Raw genomic sequence first — 23,437 nt, 5'->3', positions numbered from 1 at the left:
CGTCGTCTGTCCCTCCACGGTCCGGCTCACCTCTCTCCACGCGCTCTTCGCAAGACGATTCCCACTTCGCGCAGCAGGCTGGGCTTGGTGGGCTTGGGCGGTCCGGGCAGTACGTCGAACCCGGCGGCCGAGATCGCCGTGAGCGCGCTGCGCCCGCCCGCGACGAATCCGGCGAGGAGCAGCTTGAGTCTGCCGTCGACGCTGCCCACCAGCGGGGGGCCTTCGTTCAGCAGCTCGCTCGCACGCTGGGCCTCGTACGCGATCAGGGCACGGACCGAGGCTCCGGCGGAGGGGGCGGCCAGGTCGGATTCGGTGACCCGGAAGCGTTCCATGTCCTCGGCGGGCAGATAGATCCGGTCGCGTTCCAGGTCCTCGGCCACGTCCTGCAGATGCTCGACGATCTGGAGTGCGGTGCAGACCGCGTCGGAGCGGCGGACGCGTTCCGGGCTCGTGGTGCCGGTGAGGGCGAGGACCAGGCGGCCGACCGGGTTGGCCGAGAGCTCGCAGTAGGCGGCGAGATCGGCGTAGGTGGCGTAGCGGCGGATCTTCTGGTCCTGGCGGTTGGCCTCGATCAGGCCGAGGAAGGGCTCGGGGGTGAGCGCCCGGCGCCGCACGGTGGGGCGGAGGCCGCGCAGCAGCGGGTGGCGCGGTTCCTCACCGGTGGTGGCGAAGACGCGGTGGAGGTCGGTCTCGAAGGCGTCGAGCATGGCGAGGCGGTCGTCGCTCTGCTCCGGCTCCAGGCCGAGCCGGCGGGCGTCGGCGCCGCCGGGGGCGAGGTCGCCGTCGCCGATGTCGTCGACGAGCCGCGCGAAGCCGTAGACCGCCATCAGGTCGTCGCGCCAGGCGCGGGGCAGGAAGAAGGGCGCCACGGGGAAGTTCTCGTCCGCGGCCTTGCCGAGGGTGGCGTCACCGATGCGCGTCTCGGGGGTCGAGGTCACTGCGGACCGCCCGGCGCGGGGACGGCGAGACCACGCCGGAGGTGGAGATCTTCCGTCATTGCCGTCACATCTCCCGTTCTACACTGCTGATCCAAAACAACCCTTTTCGGACACGCCGCTCGGTCTTCCGAGTGCACTGCGGCAGAGCGGCCGGTGCCGGGGCGTATCGCCCTACTTGCCATGAATCAGCACCGCTACAGCTTACGTTGTACAGCTCGCAGGGGATCGGCGGGGTGGAGCGCCCGCCGCCGCTTCTCCGCCGCTCCCGTCAACCTTCCCCGCGCGTGGCGGAATTGACGTCATCCGCCGGGAGGAGATAGCCCCTGGGTCCTACTGCGGAAGGTCCGCACGCCCCTGAGCCCTACCGCGGAAGGTCCGCACGCCCCTGGGCCTACCGCGGACGGTCCGCACGGCGCCGGGCACCGCGCGGCCCCCACCGGACCGGTCCGGCGGGGGCCGCGGCGAACGTTCTGGCTACTTGCCCGTTTCGCGCTCGTACGCCTTGAGGACTTCCTCGGTGGGGCCGTCCATCAGGAGTTCGCCCTTCTCCAGCCAGAGCGCGCGGTCGCAGGTGTCCCTGATCGACTTGTTGTTGTGGCTGACCAGGAAGACGGTGCCCGCCTCCTTGCGCAGCTCGCGGATCCGCTCCTCGGAGCGGACGCGGAACTTGCGGTCACCGGTGGCCAGCGCCTCGTCGATCATGAGGACGTCGTGGTTCTTGGCGGCGGCGATGGAGAAGCGCAGCCGCGCCGCCATGCCGGAGGAGTACGTCCGCATGGGCAGGGTGATGAAGTCGCCCTTCTCGTTGATGCCGGAGAACTCCACGATGTCCTGGTAGCGCCGGCGGATCTCGTCCTGGCTCATGCCCATCGCCAGTCCGCCGAGCACGACGTTGCGCTCACCGGTCAGATCGCTCATCAGTGCGGCGTTCACGCCGAGCAGCGAGGGCTGACCGTCGGTGTACACGTGACCGGATTCGGTCGGCAGCAGGCCGGCGATGGCGCGCAGCAACGTCGATTTGCCGGAGCCGTTGGTGCCGATGAGACCGATGGCCTCGCCGCGGTAGGCGGTGAAGGAGACACCGCGCACGGCGTGCACCTTCCGGACACCGCGCGGCTCGCCCTTGCCCCGCCGCATCATGCGGCTCAGCGCGGCGGTGGCGCTGCCGCGGCCGCCGCCCGTGCCGTTGACCCGGTACACGATGTGCACGTCGTCGGCGATCACCGTGGGGATGCGCCCCTGTGCGTTGTCCTCAGCCACGGCCGTACCGTTCCTCTGCCTTCCAGAAGTACACGAATCCCACGACACCCAGCAGTACGGCCCAGCCGACGCCGACGGCCCAGACGTGGTCCGGCAGGTTCTCGGAGCCGTATCCGTCGATCAGGGCGAAGCGGACCAGGTCCATGTAGATCGCGGCCGGGTTGTACTGCAACACGTCCGCGATCCAGGCCGGCTTGTCCTTGAGCATCACCGGGATGGAGAACATGACGCCCGAGGCGTACATCCAGGTCCGCATGACGAACGGCATCAGCTGCGCGAGGTCGGGGGTCTTGGAGCCGAGCCGCGCCATGACGAGGGCCAGCCCCGTGTTGAAGAAGAACTGGAGGATCAGGGCGGGGATCACCAGCAGCCACGACAGCGAGGGGTAGCTGCCGAAGATGACGGCGACCGCGACCAGCACGATCATCGAGAACAGCAGCTGCTGGAGCTGCTGGAGCGAGAAGGAGATGGGCAGCGACGCCCGCGGGAAGTGGAGGGCCCGGACCAGTCCGAGGTTGCCGGAGATCGCGCGGACACCCGCCATCACCGAGCTCTGGGTGAAGGTGAAGACGAAGACGCCGGTGACCAGGAAGGGCACGAAGACGTCGTGGGGAATCCCCTCCCTGGTCCCCAGGATCAGCCCGAAGATCAGGTAATAGACACAGGCGTTCAGCAAAGGTGTGACCACTTGCCACAGCTGGCCCAGTTTGGCCTGGCTGTACTGCGCGGTCAGTTTCGCCCGGGAGAAGGCCAGGATGAAGTGGCGTCGTCCCCAGAGCTGTCGCATGTACGCGATCAGCCCCGGCCTGGCGCCGCTCACGGTCAGGCCGTACTTGGCGGCCAGCTGGGCCGCGTCGAGGCCCTCGTCGGCGGACGGCGGGGTCCCGAGGGCTACCCCACCGTCGTGGGTCGTGTCACTCACAAGTTGAAACTCTCGTCTTCACGCGCAGCCAGTCGCGGGCGCGGCTCAGGCGGACAGGTTCCGGAAAGAAAATACGCCTCATGGTCTCAGAGGAAAGCCTCTCAGATGACCGGAGGTCGGCCCAGCCTCGTCAGCCGCCACACCGTACGCCACTTCATCGGGCGCCGGGGCCCGCAGGGGGTCGTCCAGCCCTCCCCGAATCCGCCGAACCAGGCCTTCAGCGCGGGCGCCGAAGGACGTCTGACCAGGGTCAGCAGCAGCCACACCCCCAGGTAGAGGGGGATCAGGGGGGCGGGCAGGTTCCGGCGGGCCAGCCAGACCCGGTTGCGGGCGACCATGCGGTGGTAGACGGCGTGCCGGGAGGGGGCGGTGGTGGGGTGGTTCAGCACCATGTCCGCGCGGTAGTCGATCATCCACCCCGCGTCCAGCGCCCGCCAGGCCAGGTCCGTCTCCTCGTGGGCGTAGAAGAAGTCCTCCGGCAGCGGGCCCACCTCGGCGATGACCCGGGTGCGTACGGCGTTGGCGCCGCCCAGGAACGTCGTCACGCGCGAGGAGCGCATCGGGTCGGCGGCCCGCAGCCGGGGCACGTGCCGCCGCTGGGTGGCGCCCGTGTCCGGGTCGGCGATCCGGAAGGTGATGATCCCGAGCTTCCGGTCCGCCGCGAACGCCTGTCGGCACAGTTCGGCGGTGTCCCGGTTCGGGAGCAGCCCGTCGTCGTCCAGGAAGAGCAGCGCGTCCACGTCGGCGCCGCAGGGGCCGAACGCCTCGATGCCGACATTGCGGCCGCCGGGGATGCCCAGGTTCTCGGGCAGTTCCACCGTGCGCACCCCGGCGGGCACGTCGGGGACCGGGGCTCCGTTGCCGACCACCACGACCTCGATCCGGTCACCGTGCTGGGTGGTGACCGAATCGAGGAGGGCGCGGAGCTCGTCCGGGCGGTTGCCCATGGTGATGATCACCGCGCCCAGTTTCATGGGAAAGGTCACTTCAGCCTGCTGGACGCCAGGACGGACACCAGGTGCAGCAGGGTCTGCAGCAGCGCGATGCCGGCCATCACCGCGACGGTCAGGCGGGTGTAGAAGAGGTCGCCCCCGATCGCGTCGATCACGGCCACCAGGAGGATCACCAGCGAGGCCTCGATGCCGAGGATCAGCCGGTGGAACTTGAGCGCCCCGGCCGCCCGGCGGGCCAGCGCCATGCCGGAGGAGCGCGGCTCGGACGCCGCCTCCTTGACCGGTGGCAGCCCGCCCTGGTGGCGGGCCACGCCGACCAGGTCCGTCTCGGCCTTGATGAGGATCGCTCCGAGTGCGGCGAGAGTTCCGAGGAAGGCCCAGAGCCAGTCGATCCGGCCCTCGCCCCAGATGTCGGCGGCGCGCAGACCGAGGCCGACGAGCACCGCCGCGTCGCACAGATAGGCGGCGACCCGGTCCAGGTAGACCCCGCTGAGCGAGTACTGCTTCTTCCAGCGGGCCAGCTCGCCGTCCACGCAGTCGAACAGCAGGTAGAGCTGGACCATCACCACGCCGAGCACGGCGCCCCAGATGCCCGGCACCAGCAGCGCCGGGGCGGCCAGGGCCCCGGCCAGCGTCATCACGTACGTGACCTGGTTCGGCGAGACCCGGGTGTTGACCAGGTAGCGGTCCACGCGCAGCGAGACCTCGCGCATGTACATGCGCCCGGCCCAGTGCTCGCCGCTGCGCCGGTCCTTCACCCCCGGGGGGTGCACGACCGGACGGAGTTCAGCTACTGATGGTCGTCGCATAGTCGGCGTACGCGTCCCTGATCTGGTCGGTGGACAGGTTGAGGTGCTCCAGGATGGTGAAGCGTCCCGGACGCGTCTGCGGCGCGTAGTCGACGGCGTGTACGAACTCGTCGACGCTGAACCCGATCTCCTCCGGCAGGACCGGCAGACCGTGGCGGCGCAGTATCGATGCCATCAGGAGGGCCTCCTGGCGGGCACCGCGCAGATGCATGGCGAAGCAGGCGCCGAGGCCGACCTGCTCGCCGTGGCTGGCCGCGCGCTGGGGGTAGAGCAGGTCGAAGGCGTGGTTGATCTCGTGGCAGGCGCCGGAGGCCGGACGCGAGTCGCCCGCGACCGACATCGAGATGCCGGTCAGCACGAGCCCCTCGGCCAGCACCTTGAGGAAGGCGTCGTCGCCGACCCCGCCGGGGTGGCGCAGCACGGCCTCGCCCGCCTGGCGGGCCATCGCGGCCGCCAGGCCGTCGATCTCCTCGCCGTTGGCCTCGTGGGCCAGCTCCCAGTCGGCGACGCAGGAGATGTTCGAGATGGCGTCGCCGATGCCGGAACGGACGTAGCGTGCGGGCGCCTCACGGATCACGTCGAGGTCGATGACCACGGCGATCGGGGTGGGGACCCCGTAGGAGCCGCGCCCGTTGTCGTTGTCGAGCGTGGCGACCGGCGAGCACAGGCCGTCGTGCGAGAGGTTCGTCGCGACGGCGACCATGGGCAGCCCGACCCGCGCCGCGGCGTACTTCGCCACGTCGATGATCTTGCCGCCGCCGAGGCCGACCACGGCGTCGTACCGGTTGCCCTTGATGCCGTCGGCGAGCTTCACCGCGGAGTCGATCGTTCCGTCGGACACCGGATACCAGTCGGCTCCCGGCAGGACCGGGGCGAGCCTCTCCCGCAGGGCGCGCCCGGAGCCGTCGCTGATCGCGATGGCGAGCTTGCCCGAGGAGGAGATGCGCTGATCGGCCAGGAGACCCGCCAGATCGTCCATGGCGCCGCGCCGGATGTCGACGACGACCGGGGACGGAATGAGCCGGGTCAGTACTGGCACGCGATCTCACGGCCCTTCTCGAGGTCGTCGTGGTTGTCGATCTCGACCCAGGTCACGGTGCCGATGGGGGCCACGTCGACGGTGAAGCCGCGGTTCACGAGCTCTTGGTAGCCGTCCTCGTAGTAGAGGTCGGGGTCGCGCTCGAAGGTGGTCTTCAGCGCGTCCGCCAGCTCCTCGGCGGCCTCGGCCTCGATGAGGGTGACGCCGATGTACTCGCCGGTCGCGGTGGCCGGGTCCATCAGCTTCGTGATGCGCTGGACGCCCTTGCCCTCCTCCGTGATGACCTTCATCTCCTCGTCGGCGAGGACCTTCTCGGTGTCCAGGGCGAGGATGATCTTCTGGCCCTTGCCGCGGGCGTCCAGCAGGGTCTTCTCGACGGAGACCGGGTGCACGGTGTCGCCGTTGGCGAGGATCACGCCGCGCTTGATGACGTCACGGGCGCACCACAGGGAGTAGGCGTTGTTCCACTCCTCGGCCTTGTCGTTGTCGATGAGCGTGAGGGTGACGCCGTAGGTCGCCTCCAGCTCGGCCTTGCGGGCGTAGACGGCCTCCTTGCGGTAGCCGACGACGATCGCGACCTCGGTGAGTCCGACCTCGGCGAAGTTGGCGAGCGTGAGGTCGAGGACCGTCTTGTCGCCGTCGACAGGGACGAGCGCCTTGGGAAGCGTGTCCGTGTAGGGGCGCAGACGTCGTCCTGCACCGGCTGCCAGTACGAGGCCGATCATGCGAGTTCTCCTTCGTCGTGTACGGCGGGGGCCGAGGAGGACACCCAGAAGCGGATGGACTCCACGAGCACCACCAGAGCCACGGCGACCGCGAGCGCGGTCAGGGCCGTGGTGAAACCTGAGGTGTGGGTGAGTACGGCGGCGAGGACGGCCACCAGCGCGGTGCGCCCGTCGTGTCCACCGATCGTCCGCACCAGCCACTGGGGCGGCGCGCCGGTGCCTCCGCGAATGCGGTACACCGTGTCGTAGTGATGGTAGGCGACGGCCGAGACCAGCCCGAAGGCCGCCGGAACGGCGTGCGGGACGTCGCTGCGGGCCGCCAGCACCAGGATCGTGACGTACTCCGCGGCCCGGAAGAACGGCGGCGCCAGCCAGTCCAGCGCACCCTTGAGCGGGCGGGCGACGGCGAGGCCGGAGAGGACCACGTACACCGCGGCCGCGGCGACGGTCAGCGGGCTGCCGTACGGGAGGAAGAGGGCCCCGCCGATCATGACCAGCGTGCCGAGCAGGGCGACGGCCGGGGCCGTGAACGCGCCCGGGAGGCCCGGCGCCACCTTCGCGACCGCCTGGGCGAGGGGCCCGGAGTCGGCGAGGTCCGCGAGGGCCTGCGCGGCGCGGTCGGTGCGGCTGGCCCTGCGGGTCAGCGAGCGCAGCAGGCGGCCCGCCGTGGTGTAGCAGGCGGCCAGGGAGCAGCCGACGAGCAGGGCGTAGAAGACGATGCGCGGGGTGGTGAGCGCGGTGAGCACGGCGATCATGGCCCAGCGCTCACCGATCGGCAGCACGATCATCCGCCGCGCCCAGACCGTCCAGCCGACGTTGTCGAGCTTGCCGGAGAGGGCTGCGGTGGGGCTCGTGTTGGCGACCGCGTCGTGGTTGGCCTCGTTGAACGAGAAGTCCACGACATGGCGGCAGGCCTGGAGGACCATCGCGCCGAGCGCGAGGGCCCACACATCATCACCGGCGCCGCCGCGTACGGCGCCGATGGCGAGCCCGGCGTAGTACGCGTACTCCTTGGCCCGGTCGAAGGTGGCGTCCAGCCAGGCGCCCATCGTGGAGTACTGGAGCGAGTAGCGGGCGAGCTGCCCGTCGGTGCAGTCCAGGACGAAGGAGACCAGGAGCAGGATTCCGGCGGCGACGTAGCCGCCCCGGGTGCCCGTGGCCGCCGCGCCCGCCGCGATGAGCGCGGTGATCAGGGAGGCGGTGGTGACCTGGTTCGGGGTGAGGTCGCGGCGGGCGCACCAGCGGGCGATGTAGCGGGAGTAGGGGCTGATGCAGTACGTGGTGAAGAAGCCGTCCTGGGCCTTGACCGCGTTGCGCAGCCGCACCGCCTCGTCGTCGACCGAGGCGAGGCCCGCCTCGGCGGCGGCCCGCTGCTCCGGGTCCGTGGGGACGGCCGCGACGAGCGAGCCGAGGGCGGGGCGCTGCACGGCGGTGCCCTCGGCCTCCAGCGCGACGGCGATCCGGCCGGGGACCGTCCGGTCCTCGGGCGCGGGGTCGGTCGCCGGCTCGACGACCGGGGCGCCCGCGCCGACGGCGGCGGCGGTGCGGTCCAGGGCGCGCAGCAGGGCTCCGCGCGCCTCGGGCTGGGCGGTGAGCGCGCCGGGGACGGTGGCGGCGGGAAAGCGCGGGTCGGTCAGCCCGAGTCGCAGCGCGTGGACGTGGCCCACGAATCGCGGGTCGACGAGGGCGACCCGGCGGCCTGCCGGTACGGCGGCGAGGAGGGCGGCGGCGTCAGCGGCGTCGGCGGCGGTCCGCACGTCGAAACCCAGGGACCGCAGATCGTCCGCGAGCGACGACCCGGGTACCGGCGTACCGGTGAGAATGGCGGTCGACAGACGAACTCACTCCTTGGCACTGACGTGGACGACACACGACGGCACAGCCACGAGGCGGGCCGGCGGCGTGTCGGCTGAGGCTATCGGATGAACGGAAGACCGAGTTCACCGCCCGTTTGCGCGCTGTACGGGTGGACCCGCGGGCCCGGGCGGCGTTGGCGATCATCATCATCGATCGGGGGCCCGGCCCACAAACCGCGCCCGGACCAGGTGAGCGGGACGCTTAGGCTGGCGCTCATGACATGGCTGATCACAGGCGGGGCGGGATACATCGGGGCACACGTGGCGCGGGCCATGGTGGCGGCGGGAGAGCGGGTCGTGGTGCTCGACGACCGCTCCAGCGGCATCGTGGACCGGCTGCCGGACGCCGTCACGGTGGTGGATGGCTCGGCCTCCGACCGGGCTCTGCTGGACCGGGTGCTGGCCGACCACGCGGTGAGCGGTGTGGTGCATCTCGCGGCGAAGAAGCAGGTCGGCGAGTCCGTGGAGAAGCCGCTGCTGTACTACCGGGAGAACGTGGCCGGACTGGCCGTGCTGCTGGAGGCCGTGGTCGCGGCGGGGGTGCGGCGCTTCCTCTTCTCGTCCTCGGCGGCCGTCTACGGCGTACCGGACGTGGACCTCATCACGGAGGAGACCCCCTGCCTCCCGATCAACCCGTACGGCGAGACCAAGCTCACCGGTGAGTGGCTGGTGCGGGCCACCGGGAAGGCCCACGGGCTCTCGACCGCCTGCCTGCGGTACTTCAACGTGGCGGGCGCCGCCGCACCGGAACTCGCGGACACCGGGGTCTTCAACATCGTGCCGATGATGTTCGAGCGGCTGTCGCGCGGCGAGGCCCCGCGGATCTTCGGTGACGACTACCCGACGCCGGACGGCACCTGTGTCCGTGACTACATCCATGTCGCCGATCTGGCGGAGGCGCATCTCGCCGTCGCCCGGCGGCTGGACGGAGCGGGCGCCGGTGAGCTGACGCTCAACGTCGGCCGGGGCGAGGGCGTCTCGGTCCGGGAGCTGGCCGCGGTGATCGGCGAGGTGACCGGCCACGCCCTGGAGCCGGTGGTCGAGCCGCGCCGGGCCGGCGACGCGCCGACGGCGGTGGCGTCGTCCGCGCGGATCACCGAGGAGCTGGGCTGGGCGGCGCGGCGGAGCGTCCGCGAGATGGTGGAGTCGGCCTGGGAGGGCTGGTGCCTGCGTCACCCCGAGGCGCGTTCATGATCGGTCACAGGTGGCGCCGGCGATCGTGTCAACGCCGTGACCTGCGGAACGTTTCCGCAGGTCAGAGCCAATGACAACGGTGTTCAGTGCCGTGTTGCCCGATACCCCCCACCCGTAGTTCACTGGCCACGCCGGGGCGGTTCCGCCCCGGCGCGCCGCACGGACCTGGAGGCGTTTCGCATGGGGGCTGGCCACGATCACGGGCATACACACGGCGGACCGCCTCCGACAGGCACGGCGGCCGCCGCGTACCGGGGCAGGCTCCGGGTGGCCCTGGGGATCACGCTGAGCGTGATGGTCATGGAGATCGTCGGCGGGGTGCTCTCCGACTCACTGGCCCTGATCGCGGACGCCGCCCACATGGCCACCGACGCCCTGGGACTCGGGATGGCGCTGCTCGCCATCCACTTCGCCAACCGTCCGGCCGGGCCGAACCGCACCTTCGGCTTCGCCCGCGCGGAGATCCTGGCGGCGCTCGCGAACTGTCTGCTGCTACTGGGGGTCGGCGGCTATCTGGTCTTCGAGGCGGTCGAGCGGTTCATCACCCCGGCCGAGACGAAGGGCGGCCTGGCCATCGCGTTCGCCGCCGTCGGTCTGGTGGCCAACGTCGTCTCCCTCTCCCTGCTGATGCGCGGGCAGAAGGAGAGCCTGAACGTGCGGGGCGCCTATCTGGAGGTGCTGGCCGACACCCTGGGCTCGCTCGCGGTGATCATCTCGGCGGGCGTCATCATGGCGACCGGCTGGCAGCCCGCCGACCCGATCGCCTCCCTGGTGATCGGCCTGATGATCGTTCCCCGGACCGTGAAGCTGCTGCGGGAGACCCTGAACGTGCTCCTGGAGGCGGCGCCCAAGGGCGTGGACATGGCGGAGGTACGGGCGCACATCACGGAGCTGCCCGGGGTCCTGGACGTCCACGACCTGCACGCCTGGACGATCACCTCGGGGATGCCGGTGCTCTCCGCCCATGTGGTGGTGCGCCAGGAGATGCTCGACTCGATAGGGCACGAGAAGGTCCTGCACGAGTTGCAGGGCTGCCTCGGGGACCACTTCGACGTGGAGCACTGCACCTTCCAGCTGGAGCCGAGCGGTCACGCGGAGCACGAGGCGCGGCTCTGCCACTGAGGCGCCCTCCAAGTGCGGACCGAGCTGGTGCTAGGGTGGCTTCGCTGAGACGTTCGAGTCTCGCGGTGGAGCGGACCCCGGTGACACCGGGACCCCTTTCGAGAGGAGCTGAGGTTGATGACGGTCGCGACGACGCCTTCCCGGCGCGGCAATCGGTCCTTCCTCATCTCCCGGGTTTCCGGCTAGGTCCACTTTCTTCCCGGATCGGGTCGGAGCCCTCACACTCAAGGGTTCCCACGTTGACCGACCACACTGACAACGCCTCGCGCATCGAGGCGTTCTTCACCCTGCACCACCGTCTTCCCCGGCAGAGTCCCGGCTCCGACGCGACCACGCGTCGGCTGCTCGCTCTCGCCGGCCCGCTGCCCGACCGCCCGCGCGTCCTCGACCTGGGCTGCGGTCCCGGCCGGGCCGCTCTGCTGCTCGCCGCCGAGGCGGGCGCCGAGGTGACCGCGGTCGACCTGCACCAGCCGTTCCTGGACGAGCTGCGCGAGGCGGCCGGGGCCCGTGGCCTCGGCGATCGCGTCCGTACCGTCAAGGCGGACATGGGCGACCTCACCGGCCCCGGGTTCCCCGCGGGGTCCTTCGACCTGATCTGGGCCGAGGGCTCCGCGTACTGCATCGGGTTCGACACCGCCGTCCGGGACTGGCAGCGCCTGCTGGCCCCGGGCGGCACGATGATGATCTCCGAGTGCGTCTGGACCACGGACGCGCCGTCCGCCGTGGCGCGCGACTTCTGGGACCGCAACGGCCCCCTGCGCACCCTGCCGGAGACCACCGCGGCGGCCGTCGCCGCCGGCTGCACGGTCGACGCCGTGCTGGTCCAGCCCGAGAGCGACTGGGACGAGTACTACGTCCCGCTCGCCGAACGGGTCGGGAGCGCCGACCCCGGCACTCCCGGTATGGAGTGGGCGCTCGCGGCCACCCGTGAGGAGCTGGCGGTGCGGCGGGAGCACGGCACGGAGTACGGCTACGCCGCGTATGTGCTGCGCCCCGCCGACCCCCGGTGGAAGACCCGTCCGGAGACGCCGGAGGACCGTGCGGCCGTGCACGCGGTCAACACGGCCGCGTTCCCCACCCGGGACGAGGCGGACCTGGTGGACGCCCTGCGGGCCGACTCCGAGGCCTGGCTGCCGGAGCTCGGCCGTATCGCCGAGGCCCCGGACGGTTCACCGGCGGCGTACGCGCTGCTCACCCGCTGCCGGGTCGGCGACGCCCCGGCGCTCGCCCTGGCCCCGGTGGCCACCTCTCCCGCGTACCAGCGGCAGGGTGCGGGGCAGGCCGTGGTGCGGGCGGTGCTGGATGGAGCCCGCATGCGCGGTGAGGCGCTGGTGCTGGTGCTCGGCCATCCCGAGTACTATCCGCGCTTCGGTTTCGTGCCGGCCTCGCGCTATGGGATCCGGCCGGGTTTCGAGGTGCCTGACGAGGCGATGATGGCCCTGGTACTGGACGATTCCGTTCCTGTTCCGGCGGGCGTGATCCGCTATCCGGCGGCCTTCGGGGTCTGACGCCCCGTCCGCCCCGCCGCGCTCCCGGGCCGCGGCGGGGCGGACATGCCCGGCCCCGCAGTGCGGACAAGCGGCTTTTGTACGGCAGACTTGACCGGACTCCAGGGGCCCGGCGCACAAGGCCGGGGACCAAAGCGAAGGATGGGTATGCCGACCACACCAGCCACCGCGACGCACAGCTCGTCGAACGGCACCGCAGAAGCGATCATGCTCGAACTGGTCGACGAGAACGGCACCACGATCGGCACCGCGGAGAAGCTGGCGGCCCACCAGGCCCCCGGGCAGCTGCACCGCGCGTTCTCCGTGTTCCTCTTCGACGAGCAGGGGCGGCTCCTGCTCCAGCGCCGGGCACTCGGCAAGTACCACTCCCCCGGTGTCTGGTCGAACACCTGCTGCGGGCACCCCTACCCGGGCGAGGCCCCGTTCGCGGCCGCCGCCCGGCGTACGTACGAGGAGCTGGGGCTCTCCCCCTCGCTGCTGGCCGAGGCCGGAACGGTCCGCTACAACCACCCGGACCCCGTGTCGGGGCTGGTGGAGCAGGAGTTCAACCACCTGTTCGTGGGGATGGCGCAGACTGCCCCGGAACCGGACCCCGAGGAGGTCGGCGAGACGGCCTTCGTGACGGCGGCGGAGCTGGCGGAGCGCCACGCGCGGGCGCCGTTCTCGGCGTGGTTCATGACGGTGCTGGACGCGGCACGGCCGGCGATCCGTGAGCTGACGGGCCCCTCCGCGGGCTGGTGAACCCCCGCTCGTATCGGTACGGGGCGGTCAGAGCTGCGTCTTCAACGGCAGCGCCGCCCAGATGATCTTTCCGCCGCTCGCGGTGTGCTCGACGTCGCAGGTGCCGCCCGCCTCCGCGGTGATCACCTTGACCAGCAGCAGGCCCCGGCCGCCGGTCTGTGCGTAGTCCGTCTCCAGCGCGGTGGGGCGGTAGGGGTGGTTGTCCTCGACCGAGACTCTGACCCAGTCGGCGGCGATGGCCACCTCGACGGCCAGTTCGGGCGAGAGGAGCGCCGCGTGCTTGACGGCGTTGGTGACCAGCTCCGAGACGATCAGCAGGAGCCCCTGGAGGATGTCGTCCTCGATCGGCACGCCCTGCCGGTCGAGGAGGTCGCGTACGGCGTGCCGGGCGCTCGGCACGGACGCGTCCACGGCGGAGGCGGTGAAGCGCCACACCCCCTCGTACGACACGGGGTCGGCAGGGGCACTCCCGAGGCTCTCCATCGTCCGGCACCAGCTCTCACTCGCACTGCACTGACCGTCGAGTAAAGAGTGTTGGGAATGGCCCGGTCCGGCCCGTGCCACTGATCGGAAGTAGCCAGGTATCGGCGCTATTTGACCAAACGTGCACGATTCTGACGTCCCGGAGACTACTTCCGCTCGTCTTCTGGTGACGTGATCGGCTCGTCCGGGGGCGGGGTGGCTTCATCGAGCCGCTCCGAGACCATGCTCACGATGCGTCGGCCGCCCACGCCGATGGCGATCAGGCCGAGCCCGTCGAACAGCAGGGCCAGCGAGAAGAAGCAGCCGAGGACGTAGAGGCTGCTGTGCGGCCAGTCGAACAGCACCAGCAGGCCGAGCAGCAGGCCGAAGGCGCCCTGCAGCAGCGTCCAGCCCATCTGCGGACCGCGTACGACGACGCTGCCGGCCAGCCGGAAGACCCCGCCGGTCAGGAAGAGCAGGGCGGCGAACATGGTCAGCGCCTCGGCCGTGCCCTCGGGGTGCTTGATGACGACGACGCCCGCGGCGAGGTTGAGGGCCGCGACCACCACGCCCAGCCAGAAGTAGTTCGTACCGCGCGACTCGATCGCGTGCAGCAGCCCGACCAGGCCGCCGACGAGCAGCAGCCAGCCGAAGAGCAGCATCGAGGTGAGCGTGGCGACGCCGGTGTAGACGAGACCGATGACGCCCGCGACCACCAGCAGCGTGCCGAGCAGCGCGAGCCAGCCGAAACTGCGGCTGAGCTTCCGGCCCTCGGCGGTGGATTCGTTCATCGACGACTCCTTACGGTGCGTGCCCGCCCCGCGACCCCTTCTTGATCATAGGTTCGAACCCTCCGGATAGCATCCGGCGCATGGACCCTACGGACCCCCACCTGATCACGACCGTCGAGCGCGGCGTCGCCACGGTCGTGATCGCGAACCCCGCCAAGCGCAACGCGATGACCACCGCGATGTGGCGGAGTCTGCCGGAGCTGCTGGAGCGGCTCGCGGCCGATCCGGCGGTCCGGGCGCTGGTGCTGACCGGGGCCGGGGACACCTTCTGCGCCGGCGCCGACATCTCCACGCTGCGGGAGGGCGCGGACACCGCCCAGGGCCTGGCGGTGGCGGCCGAGGACGCGCTCGCCGCGTTCCCCCTGCCGACACTGGCCGCGGTGCGCGGCTACTGCGTGGGCGGCGGCGGCCAGCTCGCCGCCGCCTGCGATCTGCGGTTCGCCGAGGAGGGGGCCTCCTTCGGGGTCACCCCGGCCAGGCTCGGCATCGTCTACCCCGCCTCCTCGACCCGGCGGCTGGTCGCCCTCGTCGGTCCGGCCACGGCCAAGCACCTGCTGTTCTCCGGCGAGCTGATCGGCACGGAACGGGCGCTGCGCACCGGCCTGGTCGACGAGGTGCTGCCCGCGGGCGGCCTGGACGGGCGGGTCGAGGAGTACGTACGGGTCCTGGCGTCCCGGTCCCTGCTCACCCAGGCCGCGGCGAAGGAATTCGCCGCGGGCCGGACGGACCGGGACGCCCACTGGGCCGCCGAGGCGCGGGGCAGCGGTGACACGGCGGAGGGCGCCGCCGCCTTCCTGGAGCGGCGCGCGCCCCGGTTCACCTGGACCGCGGGGGCTACCGGGTGATGTGGCGGCTCCTGGCCCGCCATTCCTCGACGAGGGCCGCGGGGGCCTTCTCGGGCGACCCGCAGTCGTAGGGCGGCTGCGGGTCGTACTCCGTGAGCAGCTGCACCGAGCGCGCCACGTCGTCGCCCGCGATCCGGCCGAGCAGGGTCAGCCCCATGTCGATGCCGGAGGAGACCCCGGCGGCGGTGACGTACTTGCCGTCCAGGACGACACGCTCCCCGGTGGGCTCGACGCCGAACCCCCTCAGCACCTCCAGCGCCAGCCAGTGCGAGGTGGCCCGCCTGTCCTTCAGCAGCCCGGCGGCGGCCAGCAGCAGCGACCCGGTGCAGACGGAGGTCGTCCAGGTGCTGGTGGCGTCGGCCGAGCGCAGCCAGCCGAGCAGGGCCTCGTTCTCCATCTGGTCGCTCTGGCCGGGGCCGCCCGGGACGATCACCAGGTCCGGGGAGGGCACCTCGGCGAGGGTCTTCTCCGCGACGAGCGCGAGGCTCCCGCTGTCATTGCGGACGGGGCCGGTCCGTTCGGCGACGAAGACGGGCTCGGCGCCGGGCGCACGACTGAGGATCTCGTACGGGCCCACCGCGTCCAGGGCGGTGAAGCGGTCGAAGAGCAGGATGGCGATCTGCACGGGAGCTGCCTCTCGGTTGGGTCGGTCGGACGGTGCGGTTCAGGTGCTGGACGCGGGGGTGCGGAAGCGGCGGCGGTATTCGGCCGGCGCCGTCGCGAGGGTCCTCACGAAGGCACGGCGCATGGCTTCCGGGGTGCCGTAGCCACTGGCGCGGGCGACCCGCTCGACGCCGTCGGCGGTGTCCTCCAGGAGCCGGCGGGCGTGCTCCAGGCGGACGCGCTCGACGTACCGCCCCGGGGTCGTTCCGGTCTCCGCCCGGAACGCGCGGGCGAAGTGCCGGGGCGAGAGCCGGGCGCGCGCCGCGAGGGCGTCGACCCCGAGGTCGGCCTCGGGGTGCTGGGTGATCCAGTGCTGGACCTCGCGCAGCGGTTCGCTCCGTGCTGTCCGGACGGAGAGCTGGGCGCTGAACTGGGCCTGGTTGCCGGGGCGGCGCAGGAACACCACGAGATGCCGGGCGATGTCCAGGGCGAGATCCCGCCCGTGGTCCTCCTCGACGAGCGCGAGGGCGAGGTCGATGCCCGCGGTGACGCCCGCCGAGGTGGCCAGCCGCCCGTCCCGTACGAAGATCGGTTCGGGATCGACGTGAACGGCCGGGTAGTCGCGGGCCAACTGCTCGCAGTAGTTCCAGTGGGTGGTGACCCGGTGTCCGTCCAGCAGGCCCGCCTCGGCCAGCAGCAGCGCGCCCGTGCACACGGAGACGAGCCGCTCCGCCCGCGGCGCGTGCTCGCGCAGCCAGCCGGTCAGCTCCGGGTGGGCGCCCCGGGTGCCGTGCCCGCCGGGCACCAGCAGGGTGTGCGGTTCGGGTGCGTCGGCGAGGCTGCTGTCGGGCATCAGGGTCAGGCCGCTGGTGGAGCGGACGGGGCCGCCGTCGAGCGAGGCGGTCCACAGGCCGTAGGAGACGCCCGGCGCCCGGGAGGCTCCGGCGAAGACCTCCACCGGGCCGGTGACGTCGAGACTCTGGATGCCGTCGAAGAGGACGACGAGCACGGTTCGCTGCTGCACGTCCGCCATCCTGCGCGGTGGGCGACGATGGCCGCAATGACGAGTACCCCACCTTTCCTGCCATCTACCGGCCTCGCCCCGCCCGGCGCCGGGCCTGTCCTGGGCCTGCTCTGGACCTGCCCTGGTGGAGCGTTCCGCTCCCCCGGGGTTCCGCTCCGTACCGACCAGTCGGTAACGTTCCGGTATGAGTATTCTTCCGGCCCGCGCGGAGCGCCGCTGCCACAACGCCGTCAACCCCCTGCACTCCAGCCTCTTCTTCTCCCCCGACCTGGGCGCGGAGATGGCGAAGATCGGCATCGAGGACCAGAGCGCCGCCTACTTCGCGACCCGGGCCGCCGCACTCGGCGCGGTCGGGGCGGGGACCGTCAGCGCCACCTTCTACAACTTCAACCCCGAGCTGGTGGCCCGCCATGTGCCCGCCGTCTGGGAGACCGCCTCCCCCGACGTGGTCCTCGGCGCCCGGCTGCGGGCGGCGGACACGACGCTGCGCCGGCTGCTCGGCGAGGAGGTCATAGCCTCCGACACGATGGCGGAGGCGGCCCGGCTCGCGCTGCGCGCCACCGAGGCCTGCACCCCGCACGCCCGCCCGCTGTACGCCGCGCACGCGGATCTGCCGGTACCCGAAGAGCCGCACCTGGCGTTCTGGCACGCCGCGACCCTGCTGCGCGAGCACCGGGGCGACGCGCACCTCGCCGTACTCCTCGCGGCCGGCCTGGACCCGCTGGAGTCGCTCGTCAGCCACACGGCCACCGGCAAGGGCATGGCGATCGGCTGGATCCTGTCCTCCCGGGGCTGGCGCCGCACCGACTGGGAGGCGGCGTGCGGCCGGCTGCGGGAGCGCGGGCTGCTGGCCGAGGGCGAGGAGTTGGCGCTGACCGAGGCGGGCACGGCGCTGCGCGCGGAGGTCGAGGAGGCGACGGACCGCATGGACTCCGCCCCGTACGAACACCTGGGCGCGGAAGGTGTGGAGCGGCTCACCGAGCTGGGGCGCGGCTTCCTCCTCACGGCCGCCGCCGCGGGCGCTTTCCCGGCCTCGGCGACCGGCCAGGGCTGACCCCGCACCGTCCGGAGCCGTCGCACGCGCCGCGGGGGCTCCGGGCGTGTTCGTCGAGGTCACGCGACACGGCCCCCGGCCACCCGGCAGAATGCAGGCCAGGGGGGACACCCCCGGCAAGCAAGAACGTGCTCATCGCGACACGAGCACGACCAGCACAGCCAGTACGAGAAGGCGAGTCGGGAAAACCGTGACGACGTCCATCGAAGGCAGGATCGCCGAGGAGCTCGGCGTACGTGAGCGACAGGTCAGGGCGGCCGTCGAGCTGCTCGACGGCGGATCGACCGTGCCGTTCATCGCGCGCTACCGCAAGGAGGCGACCGAATCCCTCGACGATGCGCAGCTGCGCACGCTGGAGGAGCGGCTGCGCTATCTGCGGGAGCTGGAGGAGCGGCGTACGTCGATCCTCGATTCCGTACGCGAACAGGGCAAGCTCGACGCGGCGCTGGAGGCGAGCATCCGGGCCGCCGAGACCAAGGCGCGCCTGGAGGACATCTACCTGCCGTTCAAGCCGAAGCGGCGGACGAAGGCGCAGATCGCCCGGGAGGCGGGGCTCGAACCGCTGGCGGACGGCCTGCTCGGCGACCCGTCGGTCGATCCGCTCGCGGCGGCCGCCGCGTTCGTGGACGGCGACAAGGGCGTCGCGGACACGGCGGCCGCCCTGGACGGCGCCCGGTCGATCCTCACCGAGCGGTTCTCCGAGGACGCCGACCTGACCGGCGAGCTGCGCGAGCGCATGTGGACGCGCGGCCGGCTGGCGGCGAAGGTGCGTGAGGGCCAGGAGGAGGCCGGCGCGAAGTTCGCCGACTACTTCGCCTTCGCGGAGCCGTTCACCGCGCTGCCCTCGCACCGGGTGCTCGCGATGCTGCGCGGCGAGAAGGAGAACGTCCTCGACCTGGTCCTGGAACCGGAGGAGCCGGAGGCCGCCGAGCGGCCCGGCCCGTCCACGTACGAGAACATGATCGCCCGCCGCTTCGGGATCGCCGACCGGGGCCGCCCGGGCGACAAGTGGCTCGGGGACACCGTGCGTTGGGCGTGGCGGACCCGGATCCAGGTGCACCTGGGCATCGACCTGCGGCTGCGGCTGCGCACGACGGCGGAGGACGAGGCGGTGCGGGTCTTCGCCTCGAACCTGCGCGATCTGCTGCTCGCCGCCCCGGCCGGGACGCGGGCCACGCTGGGCCTGGACCCCGGGTTCCGTACGGGGGTGAAGGTCGCGGTCGTCGACGCCACCGGCAAGGTCGTGGCCACCGATGTGATCCACCCGCACGTGCCCGCGAACAAGTGGGACCAGGCGCTGGCGAAGCTCGCGCGCCTCGCGAAGGAGCACGCGGTCGACCTGGTCGCGATCGGCAATGGCACGGCGTCCCGCGAGACGGACAAGCTCGCCGGTGAACTGATCGACAAGCACCCGGAGTTGAAGCTCACGAAGGTGATGGTCTCGGAGGCGGGCGCCTCGGTGTACTCCGCCTCCGCGTTCGCCTCGCAGGAACTGCCCGACATGGACGTGTCGTTGCGCGGTGCCGTCTCCATCGCCCGGCGGCTCCAGGACCCGCTGGCCGAGCTGGTGAAGATCGACCCGAAGTCGATCGGTGTCGGCCAGTACCAGCACGACCTGTCCGAGGTGAAGCTGTCACGTTCGCTGGACGCGGTCGTCGAGGACTGTGTGAACGGGGTCGGCGTGGACGTCAACACCGCGTCCGCACCGCTGCTTTCACGGGTGTCGGGCATCAGCTCGGGGCTCGCCGAGAACATCGTCGCGCACCGGGACTCCAACGGCCCCTTCCGGTCCCGCAAGGCCCTCAAGGACGTGGCGCGGCTGGGTCCGAAGGCGTACGAGCAGTGCGCGGGCTTCCTGCGGATCCGGGACGGCGACGACCCGCTCGACGGCTCCAGCGTGCACCCCGAGGCCTATCCGGTGGTGCGGCGGATGGGGAAGAGCGCGGGCGGCGAGGTGGCCTCGCTGATCGGCAACGCGGAGGCCCTGCGCACCCTGCGGGCCGCCGACTTCGTGGACGACATGTTCGGGCTGCCGACCGTGACGGACATCCTCAAAGAGCTGGAGAAGCCGGGGCGCGACCCGCGTCCGGCCTTCCGGACGGCGACCTTCAAGGAGGGCGTCGAGAAGCTCGGCGACCTGGAGCCCGGCATGGTGCTGGAGGGCGTCGTCACCAACGTGGCCGCGTTCGGCGCGTTCGTCGACGTCGGCGTCCACCAGGACGGTCTGGTGCACGTCTCCGCGCTGTCGAAGACGTTCGTGAAGGACCCGCGCGACATCGTGAAGCCCGGGGACATCGTGAAGGTCAAGGTCATGGACGTCGACGCGCCCCGGAAGCGGATCTCGCTGACGCTGCGGCTGGACGACGAGCCCGGTGCGGGCGGCGGTTCCGGCGGCGGGCAGCAGGGCCGCGGCGAGCGCGGCGGCCGTCCCCCGAAGCAGCGCCAGGGGCAGGGCCAGGGCCAGGGGCAGCCGTCCGGTGGCGGCCAGGGCCGGCAGGGCGGCGGCGGCCGGGACCGACGCGGTGGTGGCGGTGCGTCCCGGCAGGGCCAGGGGGCCCCGGCTCCGGCGAACAGCGCCATGGCGGACGCGCTGCGGCGGGCCGGGCTGACCGACCCGAAGCAGGGCGGCGGCCGGGGGCGCTGAGACGGACAGAGGTGGGGGCGGGCTGCCGTGTGCGGCCCGCCCGGGTGGGGCGGGCTGCCGTATGCGGCCCGCCCCACCCCCCGTGCCTCCGCTCAGACTTCCTTGACCCGGCCGTCGGCCACCTCGATGCGCCGGGTCGTGCGGACCGCCTCCAGCATCCGCCGGTCGTGGGTGACCAGCAGCAGGGTGCCCGTGTACGTCTCCAGGGCCGCCTCCAACTGCTCGATGGCGGGCAGGTCCAGGTGGTTCGTCGGCTCGTCGAGCACCAGGAGGTTGACGCCCCGGCCCTGGAGCAGGGCGAGGGCGGCGCGGGTGCGCTCACCCGGGGACAGGCTGGTCGCCGGGCGCATCACGTGGTCGGCGCGGAGGCCGAACTTGGCGAGCAGGGTGCGGACTTCCGCCGGTTCCGTGTCGGGCACGGCCGCGCAGAACGCGTCCAGCAGCGACTGCGCGCCGAGGAACAGCTTGCGGGCCTGGTCCACTTCCCCGACGACGACGCCCGAACCGAGGGTGGCGTTCCCGGAGTCCAGCGGCAACCGCTCCAACAGGGCTGCCAGCAGTGTGGACTTGCCGGCGCCGTTGGCCCCGGTGATGGCGACCCGGTCCGCCCAGTCGATCTGGAGCGAGGCAGGACCGAAGGAGAAGTCGCCGCGCGCCACGCGGGCGTCGCGCAGGGTCGCGACGACGGATCCGGAGCGCGGGGCGGAGGCGATCTCCATCCGCAGCTCCCACTCCTTGCGCGGTTCCTCGACGGCATCGAGGCGTTCGATCATGCGCTGGGTCTGGCGGGCCTTCGCGGCCTGCTTCTCGCTGGCCTCGCTGCGGGCGTTGCGGCCGAGCTTGTCGCCGTCGGTGGCCTTGCGGCGGGCGTTCTTGACGCCCTTGTCCATCCAGGAGCGCTGCATATGGCCGCGTGCTTCGAGGGACGCCTTCTTGTCGGCGTACTCCTCATAGCCCTCGCGGGCGTGCCGCCGGGCGGTCTCCCGCTCCTCCAGGTAGGCCGCGTAGCCACCGCCGTACAGGTTGATCTGCTGCTGGGCGAGGTCCAGCTCCAGCACCTTGGTGACCGTGCGCATCAGGAACTCGCGGTCGTGGCTGATGACGACGGTGCCCGCGCGCAGGCCGGACACGAAGCGCTCCAGGCGCTCCAGGCCGTCCAGGTCGAGGTCGTTGGTGGGCTCGTCGAGCAGGAAGACGTCGTAACGGGACAGAAGCAGCGAGGCGAGTCCGGCGCGGGCGGCCTGTCCGCCGGAGAGCGCGGTCATGGGCCGGTCGAGGCCCACGGTCAGGCCCAGCTCGGCGGCGACCTGCTCGGCCCGCTCCTCCAGGTCCGCGCCGCCGAGGGCGAGCCAGCGCTCCAGGGACTCGGAGTAGGCGTCGTCCGCGCCCGGGGCGCCCGCGACCAGGGCCTCGGTCGCCTCGTCCATCGTGCGCTGGGCGTCGGCGACGCCGGTGCGGCGGGCCAGGAACGCGGACACCGTCTCGCCGTCGCGGCGCTCGGGCTCCTGCGGGAGGTGGCCGACGGTGGCGGTGGGCGGGGAGAGCCTGAGCTCGCCCTCCTCCGGGCGGTCGAGCCCGGCGAGCAGCCGGAGCAGGGAGGATTTGCCGGCGCCGTTGACTCCGACGAGACCGATCACGTCACCCGGGGCGACGACGAGGTCGAGCCCGGCGAAGAGCGTGCGGTCGCCGTGTCCGGCGGCGAGGTCCTTGGCGACGAGAGTGGCAGTCATCAGGGTGCCGATCCTAGTCTCCGGCACTCCATGCCCGTCGCCCTGTGCCCCTGGCCTCCGGATTCGGGCTTCCGTTAGCGTCCACGCAGCGACCGGGTGCACCGGTGGGACTGTGACAGGAGTGGCCGTGATGGCGGATGTGATCGTGGTGGGCGGCGGGGTCGTCGGTCTGACCACCGCCGTGACGCTGGCGGAGCGCGGGCTGCGGGTGCGGGTCTGGTCGCGCGATCCGGCCGGGGCGACGACGTCGGCGGTGGCGGGGGCCCTGTGGTGGCCGTACCGGATCGAGCCGGCGGAGCGGGTGGGCGACTGGTCGCTGGCGACACTGGCGGTCTACGAGGAGCTGTCGGGCGCCGCGGAGGAGACCGGCGTACGGCGGGTGGCGGGGCTGCACGGCGGGGAGCGGCTCGCGGCGCTGGGCGACTGGGCGGCCGGGCTGAAGGACGCCGCGGAAGTGCCCGAAGGGCTGCGGGTGACCTTGCCGCTGCTGGACATGCCCGTCCATCTGGCGTGGCTGGAGCGGCGGCTCGCCGCCGCGGGCGGCGCGGTGGAGCGGCGGGCGGTGACGGGGTTCGGCGAGGCGGCGGAGCGGAGCCCGGTGGTGGTGAACTGCACGGGGCTCGGGGCGCGCGAGCTGGTGCCCGACGCGGGGGTGCGGCCGGTGCGGGGGCAGTTGGTCGCGGTGGAGAACCCGGGAATCGAGGAGTGGTACACCGAGGCGGATCCGGCGTCGGCCGCGACGACGTACTTCTTCCCGCAGCCGGGCCGGCTGGTGCTGGGCGGTACGGCCGAGGTGGACGATCCGCGCACGGAGCCCGACCCGGGGACGGCACGGGAGATCGTGGCGCGGTGTGCGCGGATCAGGCCGGAGATCGCCGGGGCCCGGGTGCTCGGGCACCGGGTGGGGCTGCGCCCGGCGCGGGAGGCCGGGGTGCGGATCGAGGCGGAGGCGCTGCCGGGCGGCGGTCTGCTGGTGCACAACTACGGGCACGGCGGCGCGGGCGTGACCGTGGCCTGGGGGTGTGCGCGGGCGGCAGCGGCGCTGGTGGGCTGACCGGGGCCCCGGTCACGGCACGGGCCCGCGGGGTGGTGCGCGCGGGCCCGCCGGTTGGTGCGCGGGCCGGCCTGGACTGGGGCCGTCCGGTGGTGCGCGGATACCTGCCGGGTGCCGGGCCCGCCCCGTGGCGCGTGGGGCACGACGTACCGGAGCCCGCGGC

21 protein-coding genes are annotated in these 23,437 nt (G+C 72.2%); 8 read left to right on the top strand and 13 right to left on the bottom strand.

The features are described 5' to 3' along the window. Positions 1–26: 26 nt before the first annotated feature. From hpnC to ACH4KB_RS24745, 8 genes are all read right to left on the bottom strand, one after another. Positions 27–938 carry a squalene synthase HpnC gene (gene hpnC / locus ACH4KB_RS24780; RefSeq protein ID WP_398068084.1) on the bottom strand — a complete coding sequence of 304 codons (912 nt, stop codon included), beginning with the start codon at positions 936–938 and terminating at the stop codon, positions 27–29. A gap of 474 nt (positions 939–1,412) precedes the next feature. Then, positions 1,413–2,198 (bottom strand): ABC transporter ATP-binding protein, encoded by a 786-nt coding sequence (locus ACH4KB_RS24775; RefSeq protein ID WP_398068083.1) that lies wholly within the window; start codon positions 2,196–2,198, stop codon positions 1,413–1,415. Further along, complete coding sequence (locus ACH4KB_RS24770; protein ID WP_398068082.1) at positions 2,191–3,120, bottom strand: ABC transporter permease; 930 nt, start codon at positions 3,118–3,120, stop codon at positions 2,191–2,193. Before ACH4KB_RS24770 ends, ACH4KB_RS24775 begins: the two co-directional genes overlap by 8 nt. 101 nt (positions 3,121–3,221) lie before the next feature. After that, positions 3,222–4,094, bottom strand: coding sequence for a glycosyltransferase family 2 protein (locus tag ACH4KB_RS24765; RefSeq protein ID WP_398068146.1), 873 nt, complete (start codon positions 4,092–4,094; stop codon positions 3,222–3,224). An 8-nt stretch (positions 4,095–4,102) separates the two neighbouring features. Beyond that, positions 4,103–4,882: a CDP-alcohol phosphatidyltransferase family protein gene (locus ACH4KB_RS24760; RefSeq protein ID WP_215101549.1), complete on the bottom strand. Its 780-nt coding sequence runs from the start codon at positions 4,880–4,882 to the stop codon at positions 4,103–4,105. Beyond that, complete coding sequence (locus ACH4KB_RS24755; protein WP_398068081.1) at positions 4,860–5,921, bottom strand: iron-containing alcohol dehydrogenase family protein; 1,062 nt, start codon at positions 5,919–5,921, stop codon at positions 4,860–4,862. The genes ACH4KB_RS24760 and ACH4KB_RS24755 overlap by 23 nt, the downstream gene beginning before the upstream one ends. Beyond that, a complete protein-coding gene (locus ACH4KB_RS24750; protein WP_073868898.1) occupies positions 5,909–6,646 on the bottom strand; it encodes a sugar phosphate nucleotidyltransferase in 738 nt (245 codons plus the stop codon). The genes ACH4KB_RS24755 and ACH4KB_RS24750 overlap by 13 nt, the downstream gene beginning before the upstream one ends. Beyond that, a complete protein-coding gene (locus tag ACH4KB_RS24745; protein WP_398068080.1) occupies positions 6,643–8,403 on the bottom strand; it encodes a DUF5941 domain-containing protein in 1,761 nt (586 codons plus the stop codon). Before ACH4KB_RS24745 ends, ACH4KB_RS24750 begins: the two co-directional genes overlap by 4 nt. A gap of 315 nt (positions 8,404–8,718) precedes the next feature. Between ACH4KB_RS24745 and galE the strand changes: the two genes are divergently transcribed. The 4 genes from galE (at position 8,719) to idi (ending at position 13,067) form a co-directional block, all read left to right on the top strand. Further along, on the top strand, positions 8,719–9,696 hold the full coding sequence (gene galE, locus ACH4KB_RS24740; protein WP_398068079.1) for a UDP-glucose 4-epimerase GalE: 978 nt from the start codon (positions 8,719–8,721) through the stop codon (positions 9,694–9,696). A gap of 180 nt (positions 9,697–9,876) precedes the next feature. Continuing rightward, entirely contained in the window at positions 9,877–10,818 is a 942-nt protein-coding gene (locus ACH4KB_RS24735) for a cation diffusion facilitator family transporter (protein ID WP_398068078.1), read from the top strand. 239 nt (positions 10,819–11,057) lie between these two features. Then, on the top strand, positions 11,058–12,326 hold the full coding sequence (locus ACH4KB_RS24730) for a GNAT family N-acetyltransferase (RefSeq protein WP_398068077.1): 1,269 nt from the start codon (positions 11,058–11,060) through the stop codon (positions 12,324–12,326). A 147-nt stretch (positions 12,327–12,473) separates the two neighbouring features. Continuing rightward, entirely contained in the window at positions 12,474–13,067 is a 594-nt protein-coding gene (idi, locus tag ACH4KB_RS24725; protein WP_361866758.1) for an isopentenyl-diphosphate Delta-isomerase, read from the top strand. 27 nt (positions 13,068–13,094) lie between these two features. Here idi and ACH4KB_RS24720 read toward each other — a convergent pair whose 3' ends face one another. Further along, positions 13,095–13,550, bottom strand: coding sequence for an ATP-binding protein (locus tag ACH4KB_RS24720; RefSeq protein ID WP_097870931.1), 456 nt, complete (start codon positions 13,548–13,550; stop codon positions 13,095–13,097). Positions 13,551–13,696: 146 nt separating this feature from the next. After that, complete coding sequence (locus tag ACH4KB_RS24715; RefSeq protein WP_398068076.1) at positions 13,697–14,320, bottom strand: HdeD family acid-resistance protein; 624 nt, start codon at positions 14,318–14,320, stop codon at positions 13,697–13,699. An 80-nt stretch (positions 14,321–14,400) separates the two neighbouring features. Between ACH4KB_RS24715 and ACH4KB_RS24710 the strand changes: the two genes are divergently transcribed. Next, positions 14,401–15,165 carry an enoyl-CoA hydratase/isomerase family protein gene (locus tag ACH4KB_RS24710; protein WP_398068075.1) on the top strand — a complete coding sequence of 255 codons (765 nt, stop codon included), beginning with the start codon at positions 14,401–14,403 and terminating at the stop codon, positions 15,163–15,165. On the opposite strand, the gene ACH4KB_RS24705 is transcribed toward ACH4KB_RS24710, so the two are convergent. Beyond that, complete coding sequence (locus ACH4KB_RS24705; RefSeq protein ID WP_398068074.1) at positions 15,155–15,790, bottom strand: DJ-1/PfpI family protein; 636 nt, start codon at positions 15,788–15,790, stop codon at positions 15,155–15,157. The genes ACH4KB_RS24710 and ACH4KB_RS24705 overlap by 11 nt on opposite strands. A 39-nt stretch (positions 15,791–15,829) precedes the next feature. Then, entirely contained in the window at positions 15,830–16,801 is a 972-nt protein-coding gene (locus ACH4KB_RS24700) for a GlxA family transcriptional regulator (protein WP_398068073.1), read from the bottom strand. A gap of 175 nt (positions 16,802–16,976) precedes the next feature. Here ACH4KB_RS24700 and ACH4KB_RS24695 point away from each other — a divergent pair, with 175 nt between their 5' ends. Then, positions 16,977–17,846: a hypothetical protein gene (locus ACH4KB_RS24695; RefSeq protein ID WP_398068072.1), complete on the top strand. Its 870-nt coding sequence runs from the start codon at positions 16,977–16,979 to the stop codon at positions 17,844–17,846. Positions 17,847–18,036: 190 nt separating this feature from the next. After that, a complete protein-coding gene (locus ACH4KB_RS24690; protein WP_398068071.1) occupies positions 18,037–20,490 on the top strand; it encodes a Tex family protein in 2,454 nt (817 codons plus the stop codon). Positions 20,491–20,582: 92 nt separating this feature from the next. Here ACH4KB_RS24690 and ACH4KB_RS24685 read toward each other — a convergent pair whose 3' ends face one another. Next, a complete protein-coding gene (locus ACH4KB_RS24685; protein WP_398068070.1) occupies positions 20,583–22,220 on the bottom strand; it encodes an ABC-F family ATP-binding cassette domain-containing protein in 1,638 nt (545 codons plus the stop codon). A 121-nt stretch (positions 22,221–22,341) separates the two neighbouring features. Here ACH4KB_RS24685 and ACH4KB_RS24680 point away from each other — a divergent pair, with 121 nt between their 5' ends. After that, positions 22,342–23,274, top strand: coding sequence for an FAD-dependent oxidoreductase (locus ACH4KB_RS24680; protein ID WP_398068069.1), 933 nt, complete (start codon positions 22,342–22,344; stop codon positions 23,272–23,274). The last annotated feature ends 163 nt before the right edge of the window (positions 23,275–23,437 follow it).

Source organism: Streptomyces sp. NPDC017520 (assembly GCF_044329855.1).
In the GTDB taxonomy this organism is placed as follows: Bacteria; Actinomycetota; Actinomycetes; order Streptomycetales; family Streptomycetaceae; genus Streptomyces.
This window is presented reverse-complemented; position numbering and strand designations above follow the sequence as displayed.